This window comes from Micromonospora aurantiaca ATCC 27029, assembly GCF_000145235.1.
GTDB lineage: Bacteria > Actinomycetota > Actinomycetes > Mycobacteriales > Micromonosporaceae > Micromonospora > Micromonospora aurantiaca.
Genome location: NC_014391.1, coordinates 631,925 through 651,973 on the forward strand (window position 1 = coordinate 631,925; position 20,049 = coordinate 651,973).

22 protein-coding genes and 1 tRNA gene are annotated in these 20,049 nt (G+C 70.9%); 9 read left to right on the plus strand and 14 right to left on the minus strand.

Translation table 11 applies throughout. The annotated features are described in order from the left end of the window. Window positions 1-3: 3 nt before the first annotated feature. Both MICAU_RS03170 and MICAU_RS03175 read right to left on the minus strand, forming a co-directional pair. Window positions 4-981 carry a CPBP family intramembrane glutamic endopeptidase gene (locus MICAU_RS03170; protein ID WP_013283839.1) on the minus strand — a complete coding sequence of 326 codons (978 nt, stop codon included), beginning with the start codon at window positions 979-981 and terminating at the stop codon, window positions 4-6. Window positions 982-1,002: 21 nt separating this feature from the next. Continuing rightward, window positions 1,003-1,653 carry a hypothetical protein gene (locus MICAU_RS03175; protein WP_013283840.1) on the minus strand — a complete coding sequence of 217 codons (651 nt, stop codon included), beginning with the start codon at window positions 1,651-1,653 and terminating at the stop codon, window positions 1,003-1,005. A gap of 99 nt (window positions 1,654-1,752) precedes the next feature. On the opposite strand from MICAU_RS03175, the gene MICAU_RS03180 reads away from it, so the two are divergent. Then, window positions 1,753-2,361 (plus strand): TetR/AcrR family transcriptional regulator, encoded by a 609-nt coding sequence (locus MICAU_RS03180; protein WP_013283841.1) that lies wholly within the window; start codon window positions 1,753-1,755, stop codon window positions 2,359-2,361. Between the two features lie 253 nt (window positions 2,362-2,614). Here MICAU_RS03180 and MICAU_RS03185 read toward each other — a convergent pair whose 3' ends face one another. After that, a complete protein-coding gene (locus tag MICAU_RS03185) occupies window positions 2,615-2,899 on the minus strand; it encodes a hypothetical protein (RefSeq protein ID WP_013283842.1) in 285 nt (94 codons plus the stop codon). Between the two features lie 294 nt (window positions 2,900-3,193). Here MICAU_RS03185 and MICAU_RS03190 point away from each other — a divergent pair. The 3 genes from MICAU_RS03190 to MICAU_RS03195 all read left to right on the plus strand — a co-directional run bounded on the left by MICAU_RS03190 (window position 3,194) and on the right by MICAU_RS03195 (window position 4,719). Next, window positions 3,194-3,269 (plus strand) — tRNA-Arg (locus MICAU_RS03190). Window positions 3,270-3,578: 309 nt separating this feature from the next. After that, a complete protein-coding gene (locus MICAU_RS33620; RefSeq protein WP_083791301.1) occupies window positions 3,579-4,286 on the plus strand; it encodes a 2'-5' RNA ligase family protein in 708 nt (235 codons plus the stop codon). Continuing rightward, a complete protein-coding gene (locus tag MICAU_RS03195; protein WP_013283843.1) occupies window positions 4,228-4,719 on the plus strand; it encodes a hypothetical protein in 492 nt (163 codons plus the stop codon). Before MICAU_RS33620 ends, MICAU_RS03195 begins: the two co-directional genes overlap by 59 nt. A 348-nt stretch (window positions 4,720-5,067) precedes the next feature. Here MICAU_RS03195 and MICAU_RS31680 read toward each other — a convergent pair whose 3' ends face one another. From MICAU_RS31680 to MICAU_RS32920, 4 genes are all read right to left on the minus strand, one after another. After that, window positions 5,068-5,478: a hypothetical protein gene (locus tag MICAU_RS31680; protein ID WP_236619359.1), complete on the minus strand. Its 411-nt coding sequence runs from the start codon at window positions 5,476-5,478 to the stop codon at window positions 5,068-5,070. A 213-nt stretch (window positions 5,479-5,691) separates the two neighbouring features. Continuing rightward, the gene (locus MICAU_RS03200; RefSeq protein WP_244879716.1) at window positions 5,692-6,354 is read right to left on the minus strand and encodes a DUF6882 domain-containing protein; all 663 of its coding nucleotides are present in this window, start codon (window positions 6,352-6,354) and stop codon (window positions 5,692-5,694) included. A 74-nt stretch (window positions 6,355-6,428) separates the two neighbouring features. After that, window positions 6,429-6,602 (minus strand): hypothetical protein, encoded by a 174-nt coding sequence (locus tag MICAU_RS32620; protein ID WP_013283846.1) that lies wholly within the window; start codon window positions 6,600-6,602, stop codon window positions 6,429-6,431. Window positions 6,603-6,918: 316 nt separating this feature from the next. After that, window positions 6,919-7,059 (minus strand): hypothetical protein, encoded by a 141-nt coding sequence (locus MICAU_RS32920; protein WP_218917877.1) that lies wholly within the window; start codon window positions 7,057-7,059, stop codon window positions 6,919-6,921. 431 nt (window positions 7,060-7,490) lie between these two features. Here MICAU_RS32920 and MICAU_RS03210 point away from each other — a divergent pair, with 431 nt between their 5' ends. Together MICAU_RS03210 and MICAU_RS03215 are read left to right on the plus strand one after the other, a co-directional pair. Continuing rightward, a complete protein-coding gene (locus tag MICAU_RS03210; protein WP_013283848.1) occupies window positions 7,491-8,267 on the plus strand; it encodes an HAD-IIB family hydrolase in 777 nt (258 codons plus the stop codon). A gap of 120 nt (window positions 8,268-8,387) precedes the next feature. Continuing rightward, window positions 8,388-10,187, plus strand: a complete 1,800-nt coding sequence (locus tag MICAU_RS03215) for a pectate lyase-like domain-containing protein (protein ID WP_013283849.1) — start codon at window positions 8,388-8,390, stop codon at window positions 10,185-10,187. 47 nt (window positions 10,188-10,234) lie between these two features. Here the strand turns inward: MICAU_RS03215 and MICAU_RS03220 are convergent, their stop codons facing one another. Then, the gene (locus MICAU_RS03220; RefSeq protein ID WP_013283850.1) at window positions 10,235-10,825 is read right to left on the minus strand and encodes an ATP-dependent Clp protease proteolytic subunit; all 591 of its coding nucleotides are present in this window, start codon (window positions 10,823-10,825) and stop codon (window positions 10,235-10,237) included. A gap of 125 nt (window positions 10,826-10,950) precedes the next feature. After that, window positions 10,951-11,592, minus strand: coding sequence for a helix-turn-helix domain-containing protein (locus MICAU_RS03225; protein ID WP_013283851.1), 642 nt, complete (start codon window positions 11,590-11,592; stop codon window positions 10,951-10,953). A 159-nt stretch (window positions 11,593-11,751) separates the two neighbouring features. Here MICAU_RS03225 and MICAU_RS03230 point away from each other — a divergent pair, with 159 nt between their 5' ends. After that, on the plus strand, window positions 11,752-12,765 hold the full coding sequence (locus tag MICAU_RS03230; RefSeq protein WP_013283852.1) for a potassium channel family protein: 1,014 nt from the start codon (window positions 11,752-11,754) through the stop codon (window positions 12,763-12,765). A gap of 25 nt (window positions 12,766-12,790) precedes the next feature. Here MICAU_RS03230 and MICAU_RS03235 read toward each other — a convergent pair whose 3' ends face one another. Then, entirely contained in the window at window positions 12,791-13,273 is a 483-nt protein-coding gene (locus tag MICAU_RS03235) for a MarR family winged helix-turn-helix transcriptional regulator (RefSeq protein WP_174361689.1), read from the minus strand. Window positions 13,274-13,356: 83 nt separating this feature from the next. Between MICAU_RS03235 and MICAU_RS03240 the strand changes: the two genes are divergently transcribed. Further along, window positions 13,357-14,004 carry an FMN-dependent NADH-azoreductase gene (locus MICAU_RS03240; RefSeq protein WP_013283854.1) on the plus strand — a complete coding sequence of 216 codons (648 nt, stop codon included), beginning with the start codon at window positions 13,357-13,359 and terminating at the stop codon, window positions 14,002-14,004. Window positions 14,005-14,083: 79 nt separating this feature from the next. Here the strand turns inward: MICAU_RS03240 and MICAU_RS03245 are convergent, their stop codons facing one another. From MICAU_RS03245 to MICAU_RS03255, 3 genes are all read right to left on the minus strand, one after another. After that, a complete protein-coding gene (locus MICAU_RS03245) occupies window positions 14,084-15,118 on the minus strand; it encodes a 2-oxoacid:ferredoxin oxidoreductase subunit beta (protein WP_013283855.1) in 1,035 nt (344 codons plus the stop codon). After that, window positions 15,111-16,958 carry a 2-oxoacid:acceptor oxidoreductase subunit alpha gene (locus tag MICAU_RS03250; RefSeq protein ID WP_013283856.1) on the minus strand — a complete coding sequence of 616 codons (1,848 nt, stop codon included), beginning with the start codon at window positions 16,956-16,958 and terminating at the stop codon, window positions 15,111-15,113. Before MICAU_RS03250 ends, MICAU_RS03245 begins: the two co-directional genes overlap by 8 nt. Before the next feature lie 196 nt (window positions 16,959-17,154). Further along, window positions 17,155-18,576 carry a hypothetical protein gene (locus MICAU_RS03255; RefSeq protein ID WP_013283857.1) on the minus strand — a complete coding sequence of 474 codons (1,422 nt, stop codon included), beginning with the start codon at window positions 18,574-18,576 and terminating at the stop codon, window positions 17,155-17,157. Window positions 18,577-18,701: 125 nt separating this feature from the next. Here MICAU_RS03255 and MICAU_RS03260 point away from each other — a divergent pair, with 125 nt between their 5' ends. Next, a complete protein-coding gene (locus tag MICAU_RS03260) occupies window positions 18,702-19,079 on the plus strand; it encodes an NADH-quinone oxidoreductase subunit A (RefSeq protein WP_013283858.1) in 378 nt (125 codons plus the stop codon). Between the two features lie 17 nt (window positions 19,080-19,096). On the opposite strand, the gene folP is transcribed toward MICAU_RS03260, so the two are convergent. Next, window positions 19,097-19,966 carry a dihydropteroate synthase gene (gene folP / locus MICAU_RS03265; protein WP_013283859.1) on the minus strand — a complete coding sequence of 290 codons (870 nt, stop codon included), beginning with the start codon at window positions 19,964-19,966 and terminating at the stop codon, window positions 19,097-19,099. Window positions 19,967-20,049 lie beyond the last annotated feature (83 nt).

Genomic DNA, 20,049 nt, shown 5'->3' on the forward strand with positions numbered 1-20,049 from the left:
AGGTCACGATCGGGTGTGACGTGATGTTTGATGACGGCCCGTGGTAAGTGCTGGGCCTGTCTTTCGGGTGCGCCACCAGATGATTGCGGTGATGACGACGACCGCAAAGGCGGGGACGAGCTGGTACGGCGTGCCGACTCCGGCTGAGCGGTCCTGCAGTGCACTACCGAGGTCCACCCGCAGGGACGTGGCCAGGATGAAGGAGAACGTGTTGAGGACGGCGTGCAGCATAACCGCGATCTCCAGCCCGCCGGTGCGCCAGGTGATGATGGCCAGTCCGGTCCAGAGCACGAAGTACCAGACGATGATGTACGGATCCGTCGCTCCGTGTGCGGCCGTGAACAGCACGCTCGAAACCAGCACCCCGGCGACCAGTCCCGCCCGTCGGCTGCGGGTCCAGCTTCCGATCACGCGGAAGATCAACCCACGTACGCCGTATTCCTCGCCCGCCGACTGGAGCGGGGTGAGGAGCATCGTGGCGATGAAGATGGCGACGAGGTCGGTCTGCGACCAGGGGGCCTCGTCGACGGGCGCGAGAGATCCGAGGGCGACGACCACCAGCCAGGCGGGACCGAAGACGAGCAGCGATCTGCCGAGCAGGTCGAAGCGGAACCGTGACGTCACGGAGTGCAGGGACGCACCGGGTGCGCCGTAGAGCCACCGCTGGATGAGCATGCTCCACGGAATGAGCAGGCCGAGGGAGAGCATCGTGCTGGCGTGGTAAAGCGGCGTGTAGTCGGTGCCGCCCAGGATCGGCGGGGTGTTGCCCTGCTGCACGTCGATGGCCGCAGCCGCCCTGCCGAGGACCGTCGGGAAGATGACGAACCCGGCCAGCAGGAGGATGATCGCAAGAATGCCGCGGCCGATCCGGCGTTCGTCGCCAGCGAGTACCCGGTGGTATTCGACCCCGGCGGGAGCTGACGGCCCGTTGCGGGGCTCGCCCGGAGTGAGTAGTGAGTTCGGCTTGGTTGCCGCGGTCATGCTGTCCTCCTGTGGATGGGGTTACTTCCCTGCGTGATCGAGCACGCTGTAACGCAGGCGGAGTGCCCGCTCGGCGCTCCCCAGTGCGGCCCCGACGGCGAGGGCGAAGTTGAGCCAGATCGGTAGGCGGACGGGCGATTCGAACGTTCCGACGTTCTCCGCGATCGGGGGGATCTGCGAAACCGGTCCGGCGAGTTGCAGCAGGTTCAGGCCCACGCCGATGACGAGCATCAGCACCGAGAGGAGGCTGATCGAGCGGCTCAGCGTCGGGTGCTCGCGTTCGACGCGGGCACGGCGTCCTTCGGCGGACCTCGGATCGGGAAAGAGGGGGTACTCGGCGCCCGCAGTGATGACGTAGTGGCAGCGTTTGAGCCCGAATGCGCTGTTCGCCACCTCGATGGTGCCGCCCTCCACGGGGAAGGCCGCCGGGAGCTTGGACTCGGCGTGGTGTCTGCCGTCGAGATACAGGTGCGCTCTCGCCTTGCCGCCCTCCGGGTTGGTCCGGCGTGGGATGTCGACGGCGTACACCGTCTGCCGGCCGTTCCCGTTGGGCAGCGCGAGGTAGAACAGTGTGCGGAAGGGTAGCTGCCACCAGCGGAGGCGTTTCAACGCCCGGCCTTCTCCGCTCTTGATGCGCTTGGCCGCCCGCTGTTGCCGCCAGTCCTCGATCACGTTTCCTCACTCACCGTCGATCGCCCGGGTCCCACTAACACGCCGTACTAGTGGCAACGCTAGCACGGCGTGCTAGTACGATGTGCCAGGAGGTGGCAGGTGACACGGGACGACGGGAGCACCAGCTCACGGGAACGGATCCTCGCGGCTGCGGCGGCGATGCTCGCCGAGGACCTGGCTGCGCGGTTGAGCGTGCGTGCGGTCGCGGCACGGGCCGGGGTGAGCACAGGCTCGCTCAGGTTCCACTTTCCGACCCAGCGGGCGCTGCAGGACGCGGTGCTCGCCAGGATCTATGACCACGTCTTCCCTGATGACCCGATCCACGACCGATCACTGTCCGCCCGGGATCGACTGGTCAACTGTCTCCGGCAGGTGCTCTCCCCCACCGGTGTCGGGGAGCAGGCACGTGAGGCGTGGAGCAGGGCGTACCAGATGTTCATCGCACCCGAACCGACCGAGGAGGTGCGCGCGGCCTATCTCGCCCTGGAGCGGGAAGGGTGGCGCCGTGTCGAGTACTGGCTGACGGTTCTCGCTGATGAAGGCGCGCTCCCCAGGGAGGACCACGCACGCCGAGTGAGATTCCTGCTCACCGTGCTCCAAGGGCTCTCCATCGAACGAGCCCTGCCCGCCGAGGACTCGATCCTGAAGTCCGAAACCGAAACCCTCTACACGGCCGTGGACTGCGTCCTCAACGCCCCGAACACATGAGGCATCCCGTGCCGATCCTCCGCATCCCGACAGCGACCCCGGCAACGCCCCCGAACTGGTCAGCTACGACGGCCACGGGACAGAGATCGACAGGCGCCCGCTGTTCCAGGCCGAAGACCAACTCGAGCACTGCTACACGGGCCCCGACGGGAAGCGGATCTACGGCAAACCGACCAGCGACTGCCGTCCTGCCGAGAGAAGTGGGGGCGATAGCCACGATCGGAGGCTGACCGCCGACCCGGGACGCGGGTCGTCACTCGCGGACCAGCCCCGGTGGCAGCGCGTCCTCGCCGAGTTGGACCTGGCGGGCGTTGGCCACGGGGTCGCGCTCCAGGGTGTGGATCAGTGGTGCGGGGCCGCCGACGCAGGTCCAGGTGTCGTCCCAGCGCGCGGAGACCAGCCATGACCGGTCGGCGGAGAAGACCAGGTCGGGTAGCGCGCCGTGCGGGTGGCGAATGTGACCGCCGGTGCGCCAGGCGAGGGCCTGTTCGGGGCCGGCCTGGACCAGCACATAGGGCCAGTTCCAGTAGAGCGACACCCTCGGGGCGTCCCGACGACGCGTCGACGTCCTCTGGGCACTCATCCGCGACCGCAAGACCTTCACCCGACCGGCACCGGCAATCCGCGCCGCGGCCTGAACCAGCACGCTCCTCGCCGACGCGACCCCGGTCCTGCCGGCCGCCCCGCCCTGCCCGTCAAGATCAACCGGCGTCACATGGAGATTCCGGGTGTGCTCCTGGGCTGCGACAACAGCGGTCCGGGGATCATGGGTGAACGCGGGCCACTCCCTGCCAGCCCAGGTGAACCCCAGGTCGCTAGACTAGGCGCTCGCGCCCTCGTAGCTCAGGGGATAGAGCATCGGTTTCCTAAACCGTGTGTCGCAGGTTCGAATCCTGCCGGGGGCACCAGGTCAGGCCCTTGATCACCGATCACTGTTCCGTCTTTCGGGGCGTGCGTGCCCGATCGCCTCGCCATCTTCGCCCTGCTCGCGTGCAGGTGCTGAGCGACTTCCGCGTCGCGGCCGTCAACGGCACGGGCGTAGTGGCGGGTCGTCACGCTGGCGTTGGCGTGCCCGAGCCGACGAGCGGCCACCAGGACGCCATGCGAGTCCGCGACCCAGCTCCCGTGCGTGGCCCGTAGGTCGTGAGGCGTCACGTCGACCAGCCCAGCCGACCGTACCGCGAGGTTGAAGCGGCGCCGCTTTTACGCCCTTCCATGTGACCTTCGAGGACCAACCCGAGCTGTACCGCCTAGCGGACTCGTACCGGTCCGCAGTGGCCGCAGCTCCTACCGCAACGCTGATCCCGGACCAGTGGCTACACCTCACCGTGCAGGGCATCGGCTTCACCGACGAAACAAGCGACGCGACACTGGGCGCAGTCATCGAGGAGGAGGGCAAGCAACTCGCGCAACTGCCCGCGGTCGCTGTCGAGTTCGGCGCGATCGTTGTGGCTGACGAGGTCATCGTCATGCCCGCCCTGCCCGTCCAACGGCTACGAGCCGCTACCCGGACCGCCATCCGGCGCGTCGTCGGTGAGGACCAGGTCTCCGAGGACCCCAGCCGATACCGACCTCACGTCAGCGTTGCCTACCTGACCGCCGACGGCCCATCCGAGCCTTACGTTCAGGCGGTGCAGTCCGTAGCTCCTGACCCCGCCACCGTGTCGATCAGCCCCGTCGATCTGATCGAGATCGAGACCGGCGCATGTATGAATGGCAAGTCGTCGCTCGGATGCCGCTCGGCTAGCCCTTGGCGGTCTTTGTCTAGTCCCACCACATGCTTGACGAATCCGTCCCACCAGATGCTTGACAGTCGACCTTGGTCTGCGACGAGACTTCGCAAGGCACGAAGACTGGGAGGGTGCCTTGATCTCGACGGAGCTGGAACTCTTCGCGGACTACTACCAGGTTCACCTGCTCGATGACGGGTCCGTAACCGATCTTGGCGACGCCTGGACCGAAGAGGCGGTGCTCGACAACCTTGCCGTCGACACGGACGCCATGGCGGTCGGCACCACCGTCAACGTCAACGTGGCCGTGACCGTGGAGGTGTTGAAGGCAGCGCCGGAGGACGACAGCGCGGAGTTCGACCACGTCGTGGAGGCAAGCCTGCAAGTTTCCTCGGGCCGACTCGTCGTCATGGGCTGCACCGACTACGAGCCGGAGGCCGCACGGTTCCGCGTAGCGGCGGGACCGGTTCGCGTACGAGCCGCGAGAAGCAACTTGGCCCAGGCAGAACTTCTCGGCATTGATTCCGACGACGATCCGGCGACCATGGAGCGGCTTCGACTGCAGGTATGGCCTGCCCCGCATGCTGACCCGGTTGTCATCAAGCGCTGGAAGCCGCTGGCTGCTTAGCTCACCCGCCGCCAACGCTGCCCACGGCGATCATGTCAAGCATCTGGTGGGACGCGCGGAGAGCGGGGAGCCCGGAGGGCCGCCGCAGAACGACAGACCGGTTGACGGGTGAGGGGTTGGGCCGGCAGCCGGCCGGGCCGCGCGGCCACGAGCCCGCGCGGCGTAGGGGAGCGGACGCCGGCCACATCGGCGAGCTGGCGGCGGTCGCGGGTTGCGGTTAGGGCGCCTCCGGCGGAGGGCTTCGGCTCGCGTCCGCCCGTCTAAGTTCCGCTTCAACGTCTGAGTCCGGCGGCTGCTCTTTGTCCGCAGGGTGGACACGCACTTGACGGCGCACCGCGCGCGGGTGTCTCACTTCTTCGGTGGCCACGGTGACGGGTTTTGGGAGATCCACCAGTAGCCGGCGTATCGCGGGTTGTGGTGCCAACGCGAGCGCCGCACCTCGTCTGTGCGGGGCGCCCAGTCCCGGTATGGCAGCAGCGCCATTCGAGATGCGATCACGCCCGCCATATACGGCCACGCGATCACAGCGATCAGTGCATCCCGACGTCGGTAGGAAACCCGAGGGGCGAGCCATAGGGTCACCGCCACCGGCATGGCGGAGCCCGCCAGATACCCGAGCCAGTAGCCGCCAGTCACATCCCAGACGAGGTAGCTGACCCCAATCGCTGGCAGCCCGAGGACGGTCCAGATGAGCACCGCACGCAGGCCCAGGGCTAGCCCGTCGCGCGGCCTGCCTGCATCAAGTGGATCATCTAGCACCCGCGGGACGGTAACCGCGTCGGTTGCCGACTTCAAGGGCGAGCGACAGCGGCGGGCGAGGTAGGAAGTCGTCCGGAACATACGCGGAACGATCAAGCACACCACGGCAGAGCCTTCACGCGAATCCTCTGGTGGGGCGGCAGGTGGCCCGGTAGCCGCTAAATCGTTCCTAAACCGTGTGTTGCAGGTTCGAATCCTGCCGGGGGCACCCGCCTACGGGCTGACCGTTCCCGACAGGTTGCTGACCCGACCCATCGCGTCGAACTCGACACGCAGGACCGACCCGCCCCGATCCTGCGCCGTCACCGACATCGGCGCCCGATCCAGCCGCCACCCCTGCTGGTGCAGGAACGACTCGACGGCGACGCGGTGCTCCACCGGGAAGGACTGAAGGACCTGCGTCAGGACGGTCAGCGCCCGCTCGGGCCGGACCGGCGCGGTGATCTGCGGTGGGGCGTCGTCGAGGTGGAAGAAGACGGCGCCGCCGTCGTACGGCCCGCGGTAGTAGCAGCGGCCGGTCAGGCCGGACGCCAGCAGGGCGAGGCGGTGTCCGTCGGCGCGCTGGAGCGGGAACGTGGGTTCGGTGAGTTCGGCGACCCCTTGGCGGTGCCCGTACTCGCGAAGCCAGCCGGCCAGATGCAGTAGCGCCGGCGGGAGGTTGCTGGCCTCGTTGGCCCAAGCCCACAGCCAGGTGCCGTCGTCGTGGCTCTCGGTGCCGAGGAGCTGGACGCGGTACCGCAGGTCGGTCCCGAACGTCGCGATGCCGTCGGGCACGTCGAGCTGCCAGTCGCGCTCGCCGAGCAGGTCGGCCAGCGCCATCTGGCGGGCCAGGCCGGTGCCGACATGTTCGGCGAAGAGTCGATCAAACGTCGGCATCGCCGCAGTGTGCCAGACCATTCAGCGCGGGACGGCCCCGCGTCCGGCCGGAGCCGGAGCGCGGGGCCGGCGGGTCAGCGGACCAGCGCTGCCACCAGCGTCCCGATGCAGGCGACGACGGCGGCGATGATCGGACTGAGCGTCTTGATGTACGCCAGGATGAGCCGGTGCCGGTCGGTCGGCTCGGCAACGGTTTCGTCCTCGTCCTCTGGTGTCTCGAAGTCTGACCCGTGAGGGATTACAGTCAACGTGACTCCTTCCGTTGCAGCGGTGGAGTCGAATGCGGCGTCCGGTGGCAGCCGGGCGCCGCCCTCTGTGTGAGGCGACGCAGTGCCGTTCGACCGTTCGAGCATCCTCCCGGCGGACAGCTAGCACAAGAGTGGGCAATTCACTGTCGGGTACCTGACAAGCAGATGCATCGCATCGAGAAAATTTCGGTGCCATCTCTTGCCAAATGCAATTTTCCGTGAAGCAGTTCAACCCAGCGTGACCACGCAAAAGCGCATGGTGAGCAGCGGTGTCGTCAGGCGCGCCAGGCCGCGGGCCCGACCCGCGGCGCGCCGGCTACGAGACGAGGAAGCTGGTGGAGGGGCGGGTCAGGACGCCGGTCATCGAGAAGCGGGTGGAGCCGTTCCACCAGTGCCACGCCACGGCCCAGGCGCCCGGGCCGGACGGCAGGGCGTCGTGCGAGGCACAGTCGACCATGCCGACGCTGTTGCCGGAGCCCTGGGTGAGGACCAGTACGTACAGCCTGCCGGTCGCGCCGCAGCGCGCGCCGGTCCCGGCGCCGACTCTGGTGCCGTACGTGATGTAGGAGCCGTCCTTCGCCAGCAGGTGTCCGGGTCGGCCAGCGGGAAGGTGGACGAACCCGCCGGCGTGGACATGTCGTCGGCGGGCGCGGCGGCGACCGGCACTCCTCCATCGATGAAGGTGTTTGTCGGCCGAACGCTATCGACGCCGACGATCCCGTCGACGGGGGGAGCGCTGACGCCGGGAGCGGGAAGCGGGGCTGCCCGGAGACCTGCCGGGTTACGCTCCGTCGAGGGGACGTGTCACCCGCCGGGCCCTCAGGCCGGTGCCAGGACCCGTCGGTACCCTGGCAGGTCCTGGCCTGTCCGCGACGACATGAGGTATTCGTGAACGATCTTCGAGTGGTGGCGTTCGATCTCGACGACACCCTGGCGATTTCCAAGTCCCAGATCGATCGTCGGATGGCGGAGTTGCTCGGCCACCTGCTCACCGAGGTGGACGTGCTGGTCATCTCCGGTGGCCGGTTCGAGCAGTTCCAGTCGCAGGTGCTCGCCCACCTCGACCTCACCGAGGAGCAGCGCGACCGGCTGCACCTGATGCCGACCTGCGGCACCCGCTACTACCGCTGGTCCGACGGGGACTGGCGGCAGGTCTACGCGGAGGACCTGACCGAGGCCGACAAGGCCCGTGTCGTCGCCGCGCTGACCGAGTCGGCGCAGGCGCTGGGCCTGTGGGAGGCGAAGACCTGGGGCGACATCATCGAGGACCGGGGCAGCCAGATCACGTTCTCCGCGCTGGGGCAGTCCGCCCCGCCGGCCGAGAAGTACGGCTGGGATCCGGACGGCGACAAGAAGCGGCGGCTGCGGGACGCGGTCGCGGCGAAGCTGCCCGACCTGGAGGTGCGTGGCGGCGGCTCGACCTCGATCGACGTCACCCGCAAGGGCGTCGACAAGGCGTACGGCATGCGGAAGCTGCTGGAACACCTGGACCTGAAGATCGACAACGTGCTCTTCGTGGGTGACCGCCTGGACGTGGGTGGCAACGACTACCCGGTCAAGGCGATGGGCATCCGCTGCGTCGCGGTCACCCGCTGGGAGGAGACCGCCGACTACGTCGAGAAGCTCGTCGACGACCTGGTGAAGCAGCGCGCCGAGCGCGCCTGAGCGCAGCCCGCAGCAGAGCCCGCCGGTTCCGGAACCGGCGGGCTCTGGCGGTATCGACGGTGATGAGGTAGGAACAGCCGAGAGAGCGCTCTCCCGTCCCATCACCGAACAGGCAGGCAGATGCGATCACCCGACCCCTCCCGCCGCCGTTTCCTCACGCTCACCGCCTCCGCGGCCTCGCTCACCGCCCTCGGCCTCCCGGCCGGCGCCGCGGCTGCGTCCCCGGCCGCATCGCCGGCCGCGCGCCCCGGTCGCGAGCCCGACTTCGGCCCGAACGTCTTCGTGTACGACCCCAGCACGCCGGTCGAGGAGATCCAGTCCACGCTGGACCGGCTGTTCACCGCCCAGGAACGCAACGAGATGGGCTTCGACAGGTACGCCGTGCTGTTCAAGCCCGGCCGCTACGAGGTGGACGCCCGGCTCGGCTACTACACGACTGTGGCCGGTCTCGGCGCCCACCCGGACGACGTGGAGATCCACGGCGCGGTCCGGGTGGTCGGGCAGCCGGACCCGAACTCGCCCGCCGGCATCTCCGCGCTCACCAACTTCTGGCGCTCGGCGGAGAACCTCGCTGTCACCCCGACCGACTGGTCGAACCAATGGGCCGTCTCGCAGGCGTCACCGATGCGGCGGGTGCACGTCAAGGGCGTGCTGTGGCTGGAACCCGGCAACGGCGGTTACTCCAGCGGCGGCTACATCGCCGACTCCAAGGTGGACGGCATCACCATCAACGGTTCCCAGCAGCAGTGGCTCACCCGGGACAGCGAACTCGGCGGCGAGTGGACGAACGGCGTGTGGAACCAGGTCTTCTCCGGCGTCATCGGCGCGCCCGCGCAGGGCTTCCCCGACCCGCCGTACACCACGCTGCCGACCAGCCCGGTCACCCGGGAGAAGCCGTACCTGTTCGTCGACGCCCGCGGGGCCTGGCGGGTCGCCGTACCGCGCCTGCGCCGCGACACCGCCGGCACCACCTGGGCCACCGGCGGCGCGCCGGTGCCGTCGCTGCCGCTGTCCGCGTTCTACCTGGCCCGGCCCACCGACTCGGCCAAGCGGATCAACGCCGAACTGGCCCGGGGCCGGCACCTGCTGCTCACCCCCGGCGTCTACCACCTGGACCGGGCCCTGCGGGTACGCCGTCCGGACACCGTCGTGCTCGGCCTCGGCATGCCCAGCCTGGTGCCGGACCGCGGGGACGCGGCGCTGCGGATCGAGGACGTGGACGGGGTCCGCATCGCCGGGGTGCTCGTGGACGCCGGGCCGGTCGAGTCGCCGGTGCTGGTCGAGGTCGGTACGCGGCACTGCCACCGGTCGCACGCCACGAACCCGATCTCGCTGCAGGACGTCTTCTTCCGCATCGGCGGCCCGTACGCCGGGCGGGCGGTGACGAGTCTGGTGGTGCACAGCCGGCACACGCTCATCGACAACATCTGGGCCTGGCGCGGCGACCACGGCCGGGCCGGCACGATCGGCTGGACCGTGAACACCGCTGCCACCGGCGTGATCGTCAACGGCGACGACGTGACCGCGTACGGGCTGTTCGTCGAGCACTACCAGCGCTGGCAGACGATCTGGAACGGCGAGCGCGGCCGGACCGTGTTCTACCAGAGCGAACTGCCCTACGATCCGCCGAGCCAGGCGGCCTGGCGCAGCCCGACCGGCAACGGCTGGGCGTCGTACAAGGTGGCCGACCACGTCCGCACGCACGAGGCGTGGGGACTGGGCGTGTACTCGTACTTCAACCAGGGCGTGGACATCCGCTGCGACCGGGGGATCGAGGCGCCGCGCCGGGCCGGGGTGCGGTTCCACGACGCGATCACCGTGTTCCTGGACGGCAGCGGCGGCATCGAGCGCACGATCAACGAGATCGGCACGCCTGTCGTCGGGTCGTACGGCACCAGCACGGTGGTCACCTACCCCTGACCGCGAGGGCGGCCCGGCCGGTGCGGGACCGGCCGGGCCGCGCCCGCTCACGCCGCGAGCTGGTCGACGCGGGTGAGCACCTGGTCGACGAGGCCGTACTCGCGGGCCTGCTCGGCGGTGAACCAGCGGTCGCGGTCCCAGTCGCGCTGGATCTCCTCCAGCGTCCGCCCGCTGTGCTGGGCGATCAGCTCCTGCATGGTGCGCTTCACGTGCAGCATGTTCTCGGCCTGGATGGTGATGTCCGCGGCGGTGCCGCCCATCCCGCCGGACGGCTGGTGCATCATGATCCGCGAGTGCGGCAGCGCGAACCGCTTGCCCGCCGCCCCGGCGCAGAGCAGGAACTGGCCCATCGAGCCGGCCATCCCGAGCGCCAGCGTCGCCACGTCGTTCTTGACGTACCGCATGGTGTCGTAGACGGCCATGCCGGCGCTGACCGAACCACCCGGCGAGTTGATGTAGAGGAAGATGTCGCGCTCCGCGTCCTCGGCCGCGAGGAGCAGGATCTGCGCGCAGATCTGGTTGGCCGACGCGTCGGTGACCTCGGTGCCGAGGAAGATGATCCGCTCCTTCAGCAGCCGCTCGAAGACCCGGTCGCCGAACGCCGGCTGTCCCTCGTCGAGCATCCAGATGCCACCCATCGCCGCCCACCTCCGTACGCCGGTGGGCGGGGGACCGCCCGGGAACCCGGCGGTCTCCAGCGTCCGCCGGGCGCACCCGTGCGGCCCAGGCTTTCTGCCGGCGGCAGATTCGCCCTGGGCAGAAGCTACGCGGCGACCGGCCGCCGCCGGCCCGCGCGGGCTCGCCGCCGGGCGACAGTGACGGAGGTACGCGGACGGGGGCGGACGGCCGGGGCGGAGGGAGTCGGCCAGATCCGGATGCTGCCGGCGAACCCGATCGGCGTGGCGGCGTCGAGAGGCGCACCGAGCGGCGCCGGCACCAGGCCGAAGGGCCGCAGCGCGCCGCCCAGCAGCGGCGTGGCGGTGACCGGGCGGCGGCCGACGTGCGGCCGGAGCGAGACGGCGGGCCGGCGGGTCACTGGTGGGCGGGGCGACACGGCCGGGCGGCGCGTGACGGACAGCCGCGGCGGGCCGACCCGCAGCTGTGGCCCGGTGCGGGCGGTCGGCACCCGGTCGAAGCGGGCCGCCGAGACCCCGGGGCCGACCGGGGCCGGACGCTCCCGGCGCAGCTCGTCGCGGGCCTCTTCGAGCAGGTCGGCGAGGTGGATGCCGAGCGCGCGGCAGATCGCGGCCAGCACCTCGGAGGAGGCCTCCTTGCGGCCGCGTTCGACCTCGGAGAGGTAGGGCAGGGAGACGCCGGCGGCCAGGGCCACCTCGCGCAGCGTGCGGCCCTGGCGTAGGCGGGTGCGCCGGAGCACCCCGCCGATCACGCGTCGCAGCAACGACATGCCGGCCTCCTCGCGGTCGCCGTCCCGGACGTCCCCATCATGCCCCGTCCACGCCCCCGGAAGCGCCCCGGCCGTTCCGTTCGGCACCCGGCGGGCCGAATCCCCACGTACCCGTTATCTTGTGGGCGTGCAGGCGACGGTGGCGGAGCAGGGCCGACGGTGATCCATTTTCCCGCGCAACGGCGGGGGCCGCTGAGCGCGCTGAGTCTGCGCCTGCTCGCCGCCCTCGGCCTGGTCTTCGCCACGGTGGCGGTGGTCTGGCTCGACCGCGACGGCTACCGCGACGTGGACGAGAGCGGCCTGAGCCTGCTCGACTGCTTCTACTACGTGGTGGTCTCGCTCTCCACCACCGGGTACGGCGACATCACCCCGGTCAGTTCGTCGGCGCGGCTGGCGAACGTCCTGTTCATCACCCCCGCCCGGGTGCTGTTCCTGATCATCCTGGTCGGCACCACCCTGGAAGTCCTGACCGAGCAGTACCGCACCGGCCGTCGCCTGTCGCGGTGGAGGAGAACCGTGAAGGACCACGTCATCATCTGCGGCTACGGCACCAAGGGCCGCAGCGCGGTCTCCGCCCTGCTGGAGAACGGCACGGACAAGTCCAAGATCGTGGTGGTCGAGCGGAGCGGGCCGGCGCTGCGGCAGGCCACCTCCAACGGGCTGGTGACGATCGAGGGTTCGGCGACCCGCTCGTCGGTGCTGGAGCAGGCGCACATCCGTACCGCGAAGTCGGTCATCATCGCGACGGACAGCGACGACGCGTCGGTGCTGGTGGCGCTCACGGTCCGGCAGCTCACCGCCGGTCAGGTACGCATCATCGCGGCGGTCCGGGAGGCGGAGAACGCGCCGCTGCTCAAGCAGAGCGGCGCGCACCACGTGATCGTCTCGTCGGCCACGGCCGGGCGGCTGCTCGGCCTGTCCACCTCGGCCCCGCCCCTGATCGACGTGGTGGAGGACCTGCTCACCCCGGGTCAGGGCATGGCGCTGGCCATGCGGTCGGCCGAGCGCGACGAGGTGGGGCGCTCCCCGCGTGAGCTGGAGTCGCTGGTCATCGCGCTGGTCCGCCGGGGCAAGGTGGTCACGCTCAACGACCGCGCCGGCGCGGTGATCGAGACCGGTGACATGCTCGTCCACGTCCGGGACGACCGGCCGCAGGCCACCACCGCGATCTGACCCTCGCCCCGCTGAGCGCCAGCGGTCAGCAGGCGCCCGGGCCGCCCTCCGCGATCACTTCGCCGCAGGTCGACGACCGGCCCTGGGTGGCCCGTCGCAGCAGGTCGTAGAGCAGGTCCCGCTCGCCCGGAGCCAGCGCGCCGAGGACCTCCTCCTCCGCCCCGGCGAGCGCGCACTCCGCCTCGCGCAGTCGCTTCGTGCCCGCCTCGGTGAGGCGTACCTCGTGCCGGCGGCGGTCCTCCGGGGAGCGGCGGCGCTCGGCCAGGCCGTCCGCCTCCAGGTCGTTGAGCAGGCCGACCACGTTCGTGCTGTCGATCTGGAGCGTGCCGGCGAGCGCCTGCTGGCTGATTCCGCCGGCGTCGCGCAGCACGGTGAGCGCCACCAGGTGGCGGGGGCGCAGGCCCAGCGGGGCGAGCACCGACTCCGAGCGCAGCCGCATCCGCCGGGCCAGGTGGTCGAGCAAAGGCCCGGAGCGGCGCTCGGACTCCTCGACCGGTGCGGCGGACATGTGACCCAGTTTACGCGGCCCGGGGAACATCGACCTGCTATAAATAGTTGGTCCTACACGAACGATCGATGGAGGAGGAAGAAATGGCTCACCTGTTGCACATCGACTCGAGCATCACCGGGGAGCGGTCGGTCAGCCGGCGGCTCACCGCCCGCGCCGCCGACGCGTGGCGCGCCGCCCATCCGGACGGCACCGTCACCTACCGCGACCTGGGTCAGAACCCGCTTCCGCACCTCGACACGGCGAGCGGCCTCGCGCGCATGGTGCCGCCGGATCAGCACACGCCCGAGCAGCAGGCGTCCTGGCGGCTGACCGAGGAGGTCGTGGCCGAGGTGAAGCGGGCCGACACGGTCCTGCTCGGGCTCCCGCTCTACAACTACGGCCCGCCCAGCAGCGTGAAGTCCTGGGTCGACCACCTGATCGCCCCCGGCATCGCGTACGACCCGGTCACGAACGCCGGGCTGCTCGGCGACCGCCAGTTCGTCGTCCTGGTCAGCCGCGGCGGCGGGTACGGCGCGGGCACCCCGCGGGAGGGCTGGGACCACGCCGAGCCGTGGCTGCCGCACGGCCTCTCCCTGACCGGGCTGGAGCCGCGGTTCATCTGCGCCGAGCTGACCCTGGCCCCGGTCAACCCGGCCATGGCCGAGCTGATCCCGCTGTTCGAGCAGAGCCTCGCCGCGGCCGAGCGGGCCGTCGACGAGCTGTGGGTGCCCGCCTCGGCGGCCGCCTGACCGGGCCGGCACACACGCGAAGGGCGGGCCGTTCCGCGGGGGAACGGCCCGCCCTTCGGCGTGACGGGTCAGCGGCGGATCAGAGGATCGTCCAGGTGTCGCCGCTGCCGAGCAGCGCGGAGAGCTGCTGCTCCGGGGTCTGGTCGACGGTGGCCTTGGCGGCCGCGACCTGCTCCTGCACCACGCTGTCGTAGGAGGGACGGTCCACCGACCGGAACACCCCGATCGGGGTGTTGCTCAGGTCCAGGCCGGGCAGGCGGGACAGCGCGAACGCGTACGCGGGGTCGGCCACGCCCGCGTCGTGCACGACGATCTCGTCGGCCGGGGTGTTCGTGGTCTCTCGGACCTCCAGCCCGAAGCCACCGGGCGGGTGGACGACGCAGAACTGCCCGTCCTTGCCGAACGTGATCGGCTGCCCGTGCTCCAGCCGGATCAGGAAGTCGTCCCGGGTGGCCGGCTCCTTCAGCGGGTCGAACGCGCCGTCGTTGAAGATGTTGCAGTTCTGGTAGATCTCCACGAACGCCGAACCCTCGTGCTGGGCGGCGGCCCGCAGCACCGACTGGAGGTGCTTGCGATCCGAGTCGATCGTCCGGGCCACGAACGTCGCCTCGGCGCCGAGCGCCAGCGACAGCGGGTTGAACGGGGCGTCCGCCGACCCGACCGGCGTCGACTTGGTGATCTTGCCGACCTCGGAGGTGGGCGAGTACTGGCCCTTGGTCAGCCCGTAGATCCGGTTGTTGAACAGCAGGATCTTCAGGTTCACGTTGCGGCGCAGCGCGTGGATCAGGTGGTTGCCGCCGATGGAGAGCGCGTCGCCGTCACCGGTGACCACCCAGACCGACAGGTCCGGCCGGGACACCGACAGGCCGGTGGCGATCGCCGGGGCGCGGCCGTGGATCGAGTGCATCCCGTACGTGTTCATGTAGTACGGGAAGCGCGACGAGCAGCCGATGCCCGAGACGAAGACGATGTTCTCCCGGGGGATGTTCAGCTCCGGCATGAAGCCCTGTACGGCCGCCAGGATGGCGTAGTCACCGCAACCGGGGCACCAGCGCACCTCCTGGTCGGACTTGAAGTCCTTGGCGGTGAGCTTGAGGGCGACGGGCTCAGGCATTCTTCAGGACCTCTTCCAGCATCGTCTCCAGCTCGGCGGCCGTGAACGGCAGGCCGCGGACCTGGTTGTAGCCGATCGCGTCGACCAGGTACTTCGCCCGGATCACGTGGGCGAGCTGGCCGAGGTTCATCTCCGGTACGACCACCTTGTCGTAGCGGCCCAGCACCTCGCCGAGGTTCGCCGGCATCGGGGCCAGGTGCCGCAGGTGGGCCTGGGCCACCGAGAGCCCGCGCTGGCGCAGGCCACGGCAGGCGGCGCCGATCGGCCCGTACGTCGAGCCCCAGCCCAGCACCAGCACCCGGGCGTCGCCGTCCGGGTCCTCCACCTCGACGTCCGGCACCGGGATGGTCTCGATGCGGGCCGCCCGGGTCCGCACCATGAAGTCGTGGTTCGCCGGGTCGTACGAGATGTCGCCGGTCTTGTCGGCCTTCTCCAGGCCGCCGATCCGGTGCTCCAGACCGGCTGTGCCGGGCACCGCCCACGGGCGGGCCAGCGTCTGCGGATCCCGCAGGTACGGCAGGAACGTGGTGCCGTCCTCGCCGTTGGGCTCGGTGGCGAACTCGACCCGCAGGTCGGGCAGCGACTCCACATCGGGCAGCAGCCACGGCTCGGAGCCGTTGGCGACGTAGTTGTCCGACAGCAGGATCACCGGGGTGCGGTAGGTCAGCGCGATCCGGGCCGCCTCCAGCGCCGCGTGGAAGCAGTCCGACGGCGACTTCGGCGCGATCACCGCGACCGGCGCCTCGCCGTGCCGGCCGTACAGGGCCATGTTCAGGTCGGCCTGCTCGGTCTTGGTGGGCATGCCGGTGGACGGCCCGGCCCGCTGCACGTCGACGATGACCAGCGGCAGTTCCAGCGCCACCGCCAGGGAGATCGTCTCGCTCTTGAGCGCCACACCCGGACCGCTCGTGGTGGTCACGCCGAGTGAGCCGCCGTACGACGCGCCGAGCGCCGCACCGACCGCGGCGATCTCGTCCTCGGCCTGCATGGTGACCACGCCGAACTTCTTGTGCTTGCTCAGCTCGTGCAGGATGTCCGAGGCCGGCGTGATCGGGTACGCGCCGAGGAACACCGGCAGCCCGGAGCGCACCCCGGCGGCCACCAGGCCCAGCGACAGCGCCGCGTTGCCGGTGATGTTCCGGTACGTGCCCGGCAGCATCTTGGCGGGCTTGACCTCGTACCGGACGGAGAAGTCCTCGGTGGTCTCGCCGAAGTTCCAGCCGGCCCGGAACGCTGCCACGTTCGCCGCCACCAGCTCGGGGCGGGCCGCGAACTTGCGCTCCAGGAAGCGCAGCGTGGACTCGTACGGACGGGAGTACATCCAGCTCAGCAACCCGAGCGCGAACATGTTCTTGGCCCGCTCGGCGTCCTTCTTGGACACGTCGTGCTCGGCCAGCGCGCCGATCGTCATCGAGGTGAGCGCCACCGGGTGCACCGCGTACCCGGCGAGCGAGTCGTCGTCGAGCGGGCTGGCCGCGTAGCCGACCTTCGCCAGGTTGCGCCGGGTGAACTCGTCGGTGTTGACGATGATGTCGGCCCCGCGCGGCAGGTCGGCCAGGTTGGCCTTCAGCGCGGCCGGGTTCATCGCCACCAGCACGTTCGGCGCGTCACCCGGGGTCAGGATGTCGTAGTCGGCGAAGTGCACCTGGAAGCTCGACACGCCGGGCAGAGTCCCGGCGGGAGCGCGGATCTCGGCGGGGAAGTTGGGCAACGTGGAGATGTCGTTGCCCAGTTGCGCCGTCTCCGAGGTGAACCGGTCGCCGGTGAGCTGCATGCCGTCGCCGGAGTCACCGGCGAACCGGATGACCACCCGGTCCAGCTGACGGATCTGCTTGGTCACACCCGCACCTCGCTTAACTGAGCGCCGTCGCCCTCGCCGGCCCGGCCCGCTCCGATTCTCACGTCAGAGCCTACGTCGCCACGTTAGGGCCACCTTGGTCGAGGTCCGACGTATGGGACTGGATCGGGCCGCTGTATGCCCTGCTTTGCAGCGTTTAGTACCTGGGCCCGTAACCCAGATCACCACATATCCATGATCACCGGTCGGTGATCGGACGCTCCGGCACGGTGATGTCGCTGCGGCGGCGCAGCGAACGGGTCGCCAGAGTCAGTGCGAGCACGACCAGGAGACCGGACACGGCGATCAACGCGACGGCGGTCCCCCGGACCGAGGTGTCGTCGCCGTCCCGTTCGCCGGCGGCGACGAGCACGCCCTGCGAGCCGGTCGGGGCCGGCGCCCCGCCGGGCGGGACGGCGTCCGCCGCCGCCGCGCTGATCCGGAAGCTCATCTGCACCTGCCGGTCGCGCCCGCTACGCGGGTCGAGCCGGCCGATCACCGCGCCGGACAGGGGCGCCCGTCGCTGCGCCTCCGCCGAGGCCGCCAGCGTCAGCCGTACGGTCGCGGTCCGCCCGGCCGCCAGCGTGCCCAGTTCGCAGCGGGTCCGGTCGGCCGACACCGGGGCGCAGCCGCTCTCGGTGCCGGCCACCGTCACCCCTTCGGGCAGGAGCACCTCGATCCGGCCCGCCGCGTCGACCTTGCCGGTGTTGCCCAGCCGGACGGTGAGCGTGCTGGGCGCGCCGCTGATGTCGAACAGCACCTCGTCGGCGCGCAGCGAGATGCCGGGCACCGGCGGCCCGGGCGGGAACAGCACCGCGAAGCCCTCGTCGTCGTACGCCGCGCCGCTCACACCGGGCGCGACGGCGGTGACCTGGACCGATCCGGCCAGCGGCATGGTCCGCCAGGCGTCGCCGTCGACCCGGACCCGGATGGTCGCGCTGAACCGGGCGCCCGGCTCCGCGTCCCACCCGACGCAGCGGTGGTTGCCGCCGCCGGCCGGCTCGCAGCCCGGGGTGCCCGCGTCGGTCAGGCCGGGCGGCAGCGTGTAGCCCAGGCTGATCCGCTCCGCCCGCCCGCCGGTGTTGGTCACCGTCACCCGCAGCGTGGCCACCGTGGCGTCGGCGTTCCAGTAGGCCGGCGGGAGGACCACGTCCTCGGTGCTCACGCGTACCCCCAGGGGCCCGCCGGCCGGCTGCGCCGGCGGTGGCGGCGGGGTCTTGACCGGCGGCACGACCGGCGGGGGTGCCGGTGCCGTGGTGGCCGGCGCGGCGGTGGTCGGCGCCGGTTCGGCGGGCGCGCTCGTCGGCGGGGCCGGCGAGGTGGTGACCGGCGCCGGGGGCGTGGTGGCCGGCGGCGGCGGCTCGGTGGGCGGCGGGGCCGTCGCCGTGGTCGTCGGCTCGCCGGTGGGCGCGGGCTCGGTCGGCTCGCCGCCGGGCTCACCGCCGGGCTCGCCGCCCGGCTCCACCGGCTCGATCAGCCGGAGCGCGGCGGCCGGCCCCGGGTGGGCGTCGGCCCCGGCCGGCGCCACCGCCACCAGCGCCGCGACGAGCGCGGGCGCCAGGAGCGCGAGGGTACGGCGGAGCGCTACCCGCCGAACGGGCGCAACGCGGGGGCGGGCCATCTGTCCTCCGGGACGATCAATGAGATCCCATTATTCGGTGATACTTGCCATCAAGCACTAGTCCTGCGAGGAAACGAATTCGTAACGTGTCCGGGACATCTGGACGGGACCGGTACGCTCCGGTCGTGACCGGATATCTCGGCTCGTACGCCACGCTCGGTCTGCTGCTGCTCGCCGCCGTGCTCTTCTTCGTGACGGCGTTCTCCGCGAACCGGGTGTTACGTCCGAGCCGTCCGGCCGAGCCGTGGGGCAAGCGGGCCTCGTACGAGTGCGGTCTCGACCCGGTCGGCGGCGACTGGGCCCAGATGCAGATCCGGTACTACGTCTACGCGTATCTCTACGTGCTCTTCGCGGTCGAGGCGGTGTTCCTGTTCCCGTGGGCCCTGGTCTTCGACCGGCCCGGCTTCGGCGCCGCCACCGTCGTGGAGATGGGCGTCTTCGTGGCGATCGTCGCGCTCGGCATCCTCTACGCCTGGCGGCGCGGCGTCCTGCGCTGGACCTGACGCGCCGGACCGGCCCGTCAGGCCAGCCCGCGGCGGGTCACCGCCGGCGGCCGGTCGCCCCGGATGGACGCCACCATGTCCAGCACCCGGCGGGTCTCGCGGACCTGGTGGGCGCGGAACACCCGGGCGCCGAGCCAGGCCGAGACCGCCGTGGCGGCGAGCGTCCCCTCCAGCCGCTCGGGCACCGGCAGGTCGAGCGTCTCGCCGATGAAGTCCTTGTTCGACAGGGCCACCAGCAGCGGCCAGCCGGTGTCGGTCAGCTCCGCCAGCCGCCTGGTGATCTCCAGCGAGTGCCGGGTGTTCTTGCCGAAGTCGTGCGCCGGGTCGATCAGGATGCCGTCCCGGCGCACACCCAGCCCGACCGCACGCTCGGCCAGCCCGGTCACGGTGCCGACCACGTCGGCCACCACGTCGTCGAAGGCGGCCCGGTGCGGCCGGGTACGCGGGGCGAGTCCTCCCGCGTGCGAGCAGACCAGGCCGGCGCCGGTCGCCGCGGCGACCCGGGCCAGCGCGGGGTCCGCCCCCGACCAGGTGTCGTTGAGCAGGTCCGCGCCGGCCGCGACCGCCTCCACGGCCACCTCGGCACGCCAGGTGTCGATGGAGACGACCACGTCGGGGAAGGCGGACCGGACCGCCGCGATGGTGTCCACCGTCCGGCGGATCTCCTCGGCCACGTCCACCTCGTCGCCCGGCCCGGCCTTCACCCCGCCGATGTCGATGATCTCGGCGCCCTCGTCCACCGCGCGTTCCACCGCGCGCAGCGCGCTGTCCTGGGCGAATGTGGCGCCGCGGTCGAAGAACGAGTCCGGGGTGCGGTTGACGATCGCCATCACCACCAGCTCACCGGGGCCGAACGCCCGTCCGCCCAGCCGCAACGCCCCGGTCATGCCCGCCTCCTCGCCGCCGGACCGCACCGGCCGGTCCGACGCTATCCGGTCCCGCCCGCGCCGCCCGTGCCGGTCCCGTGCGC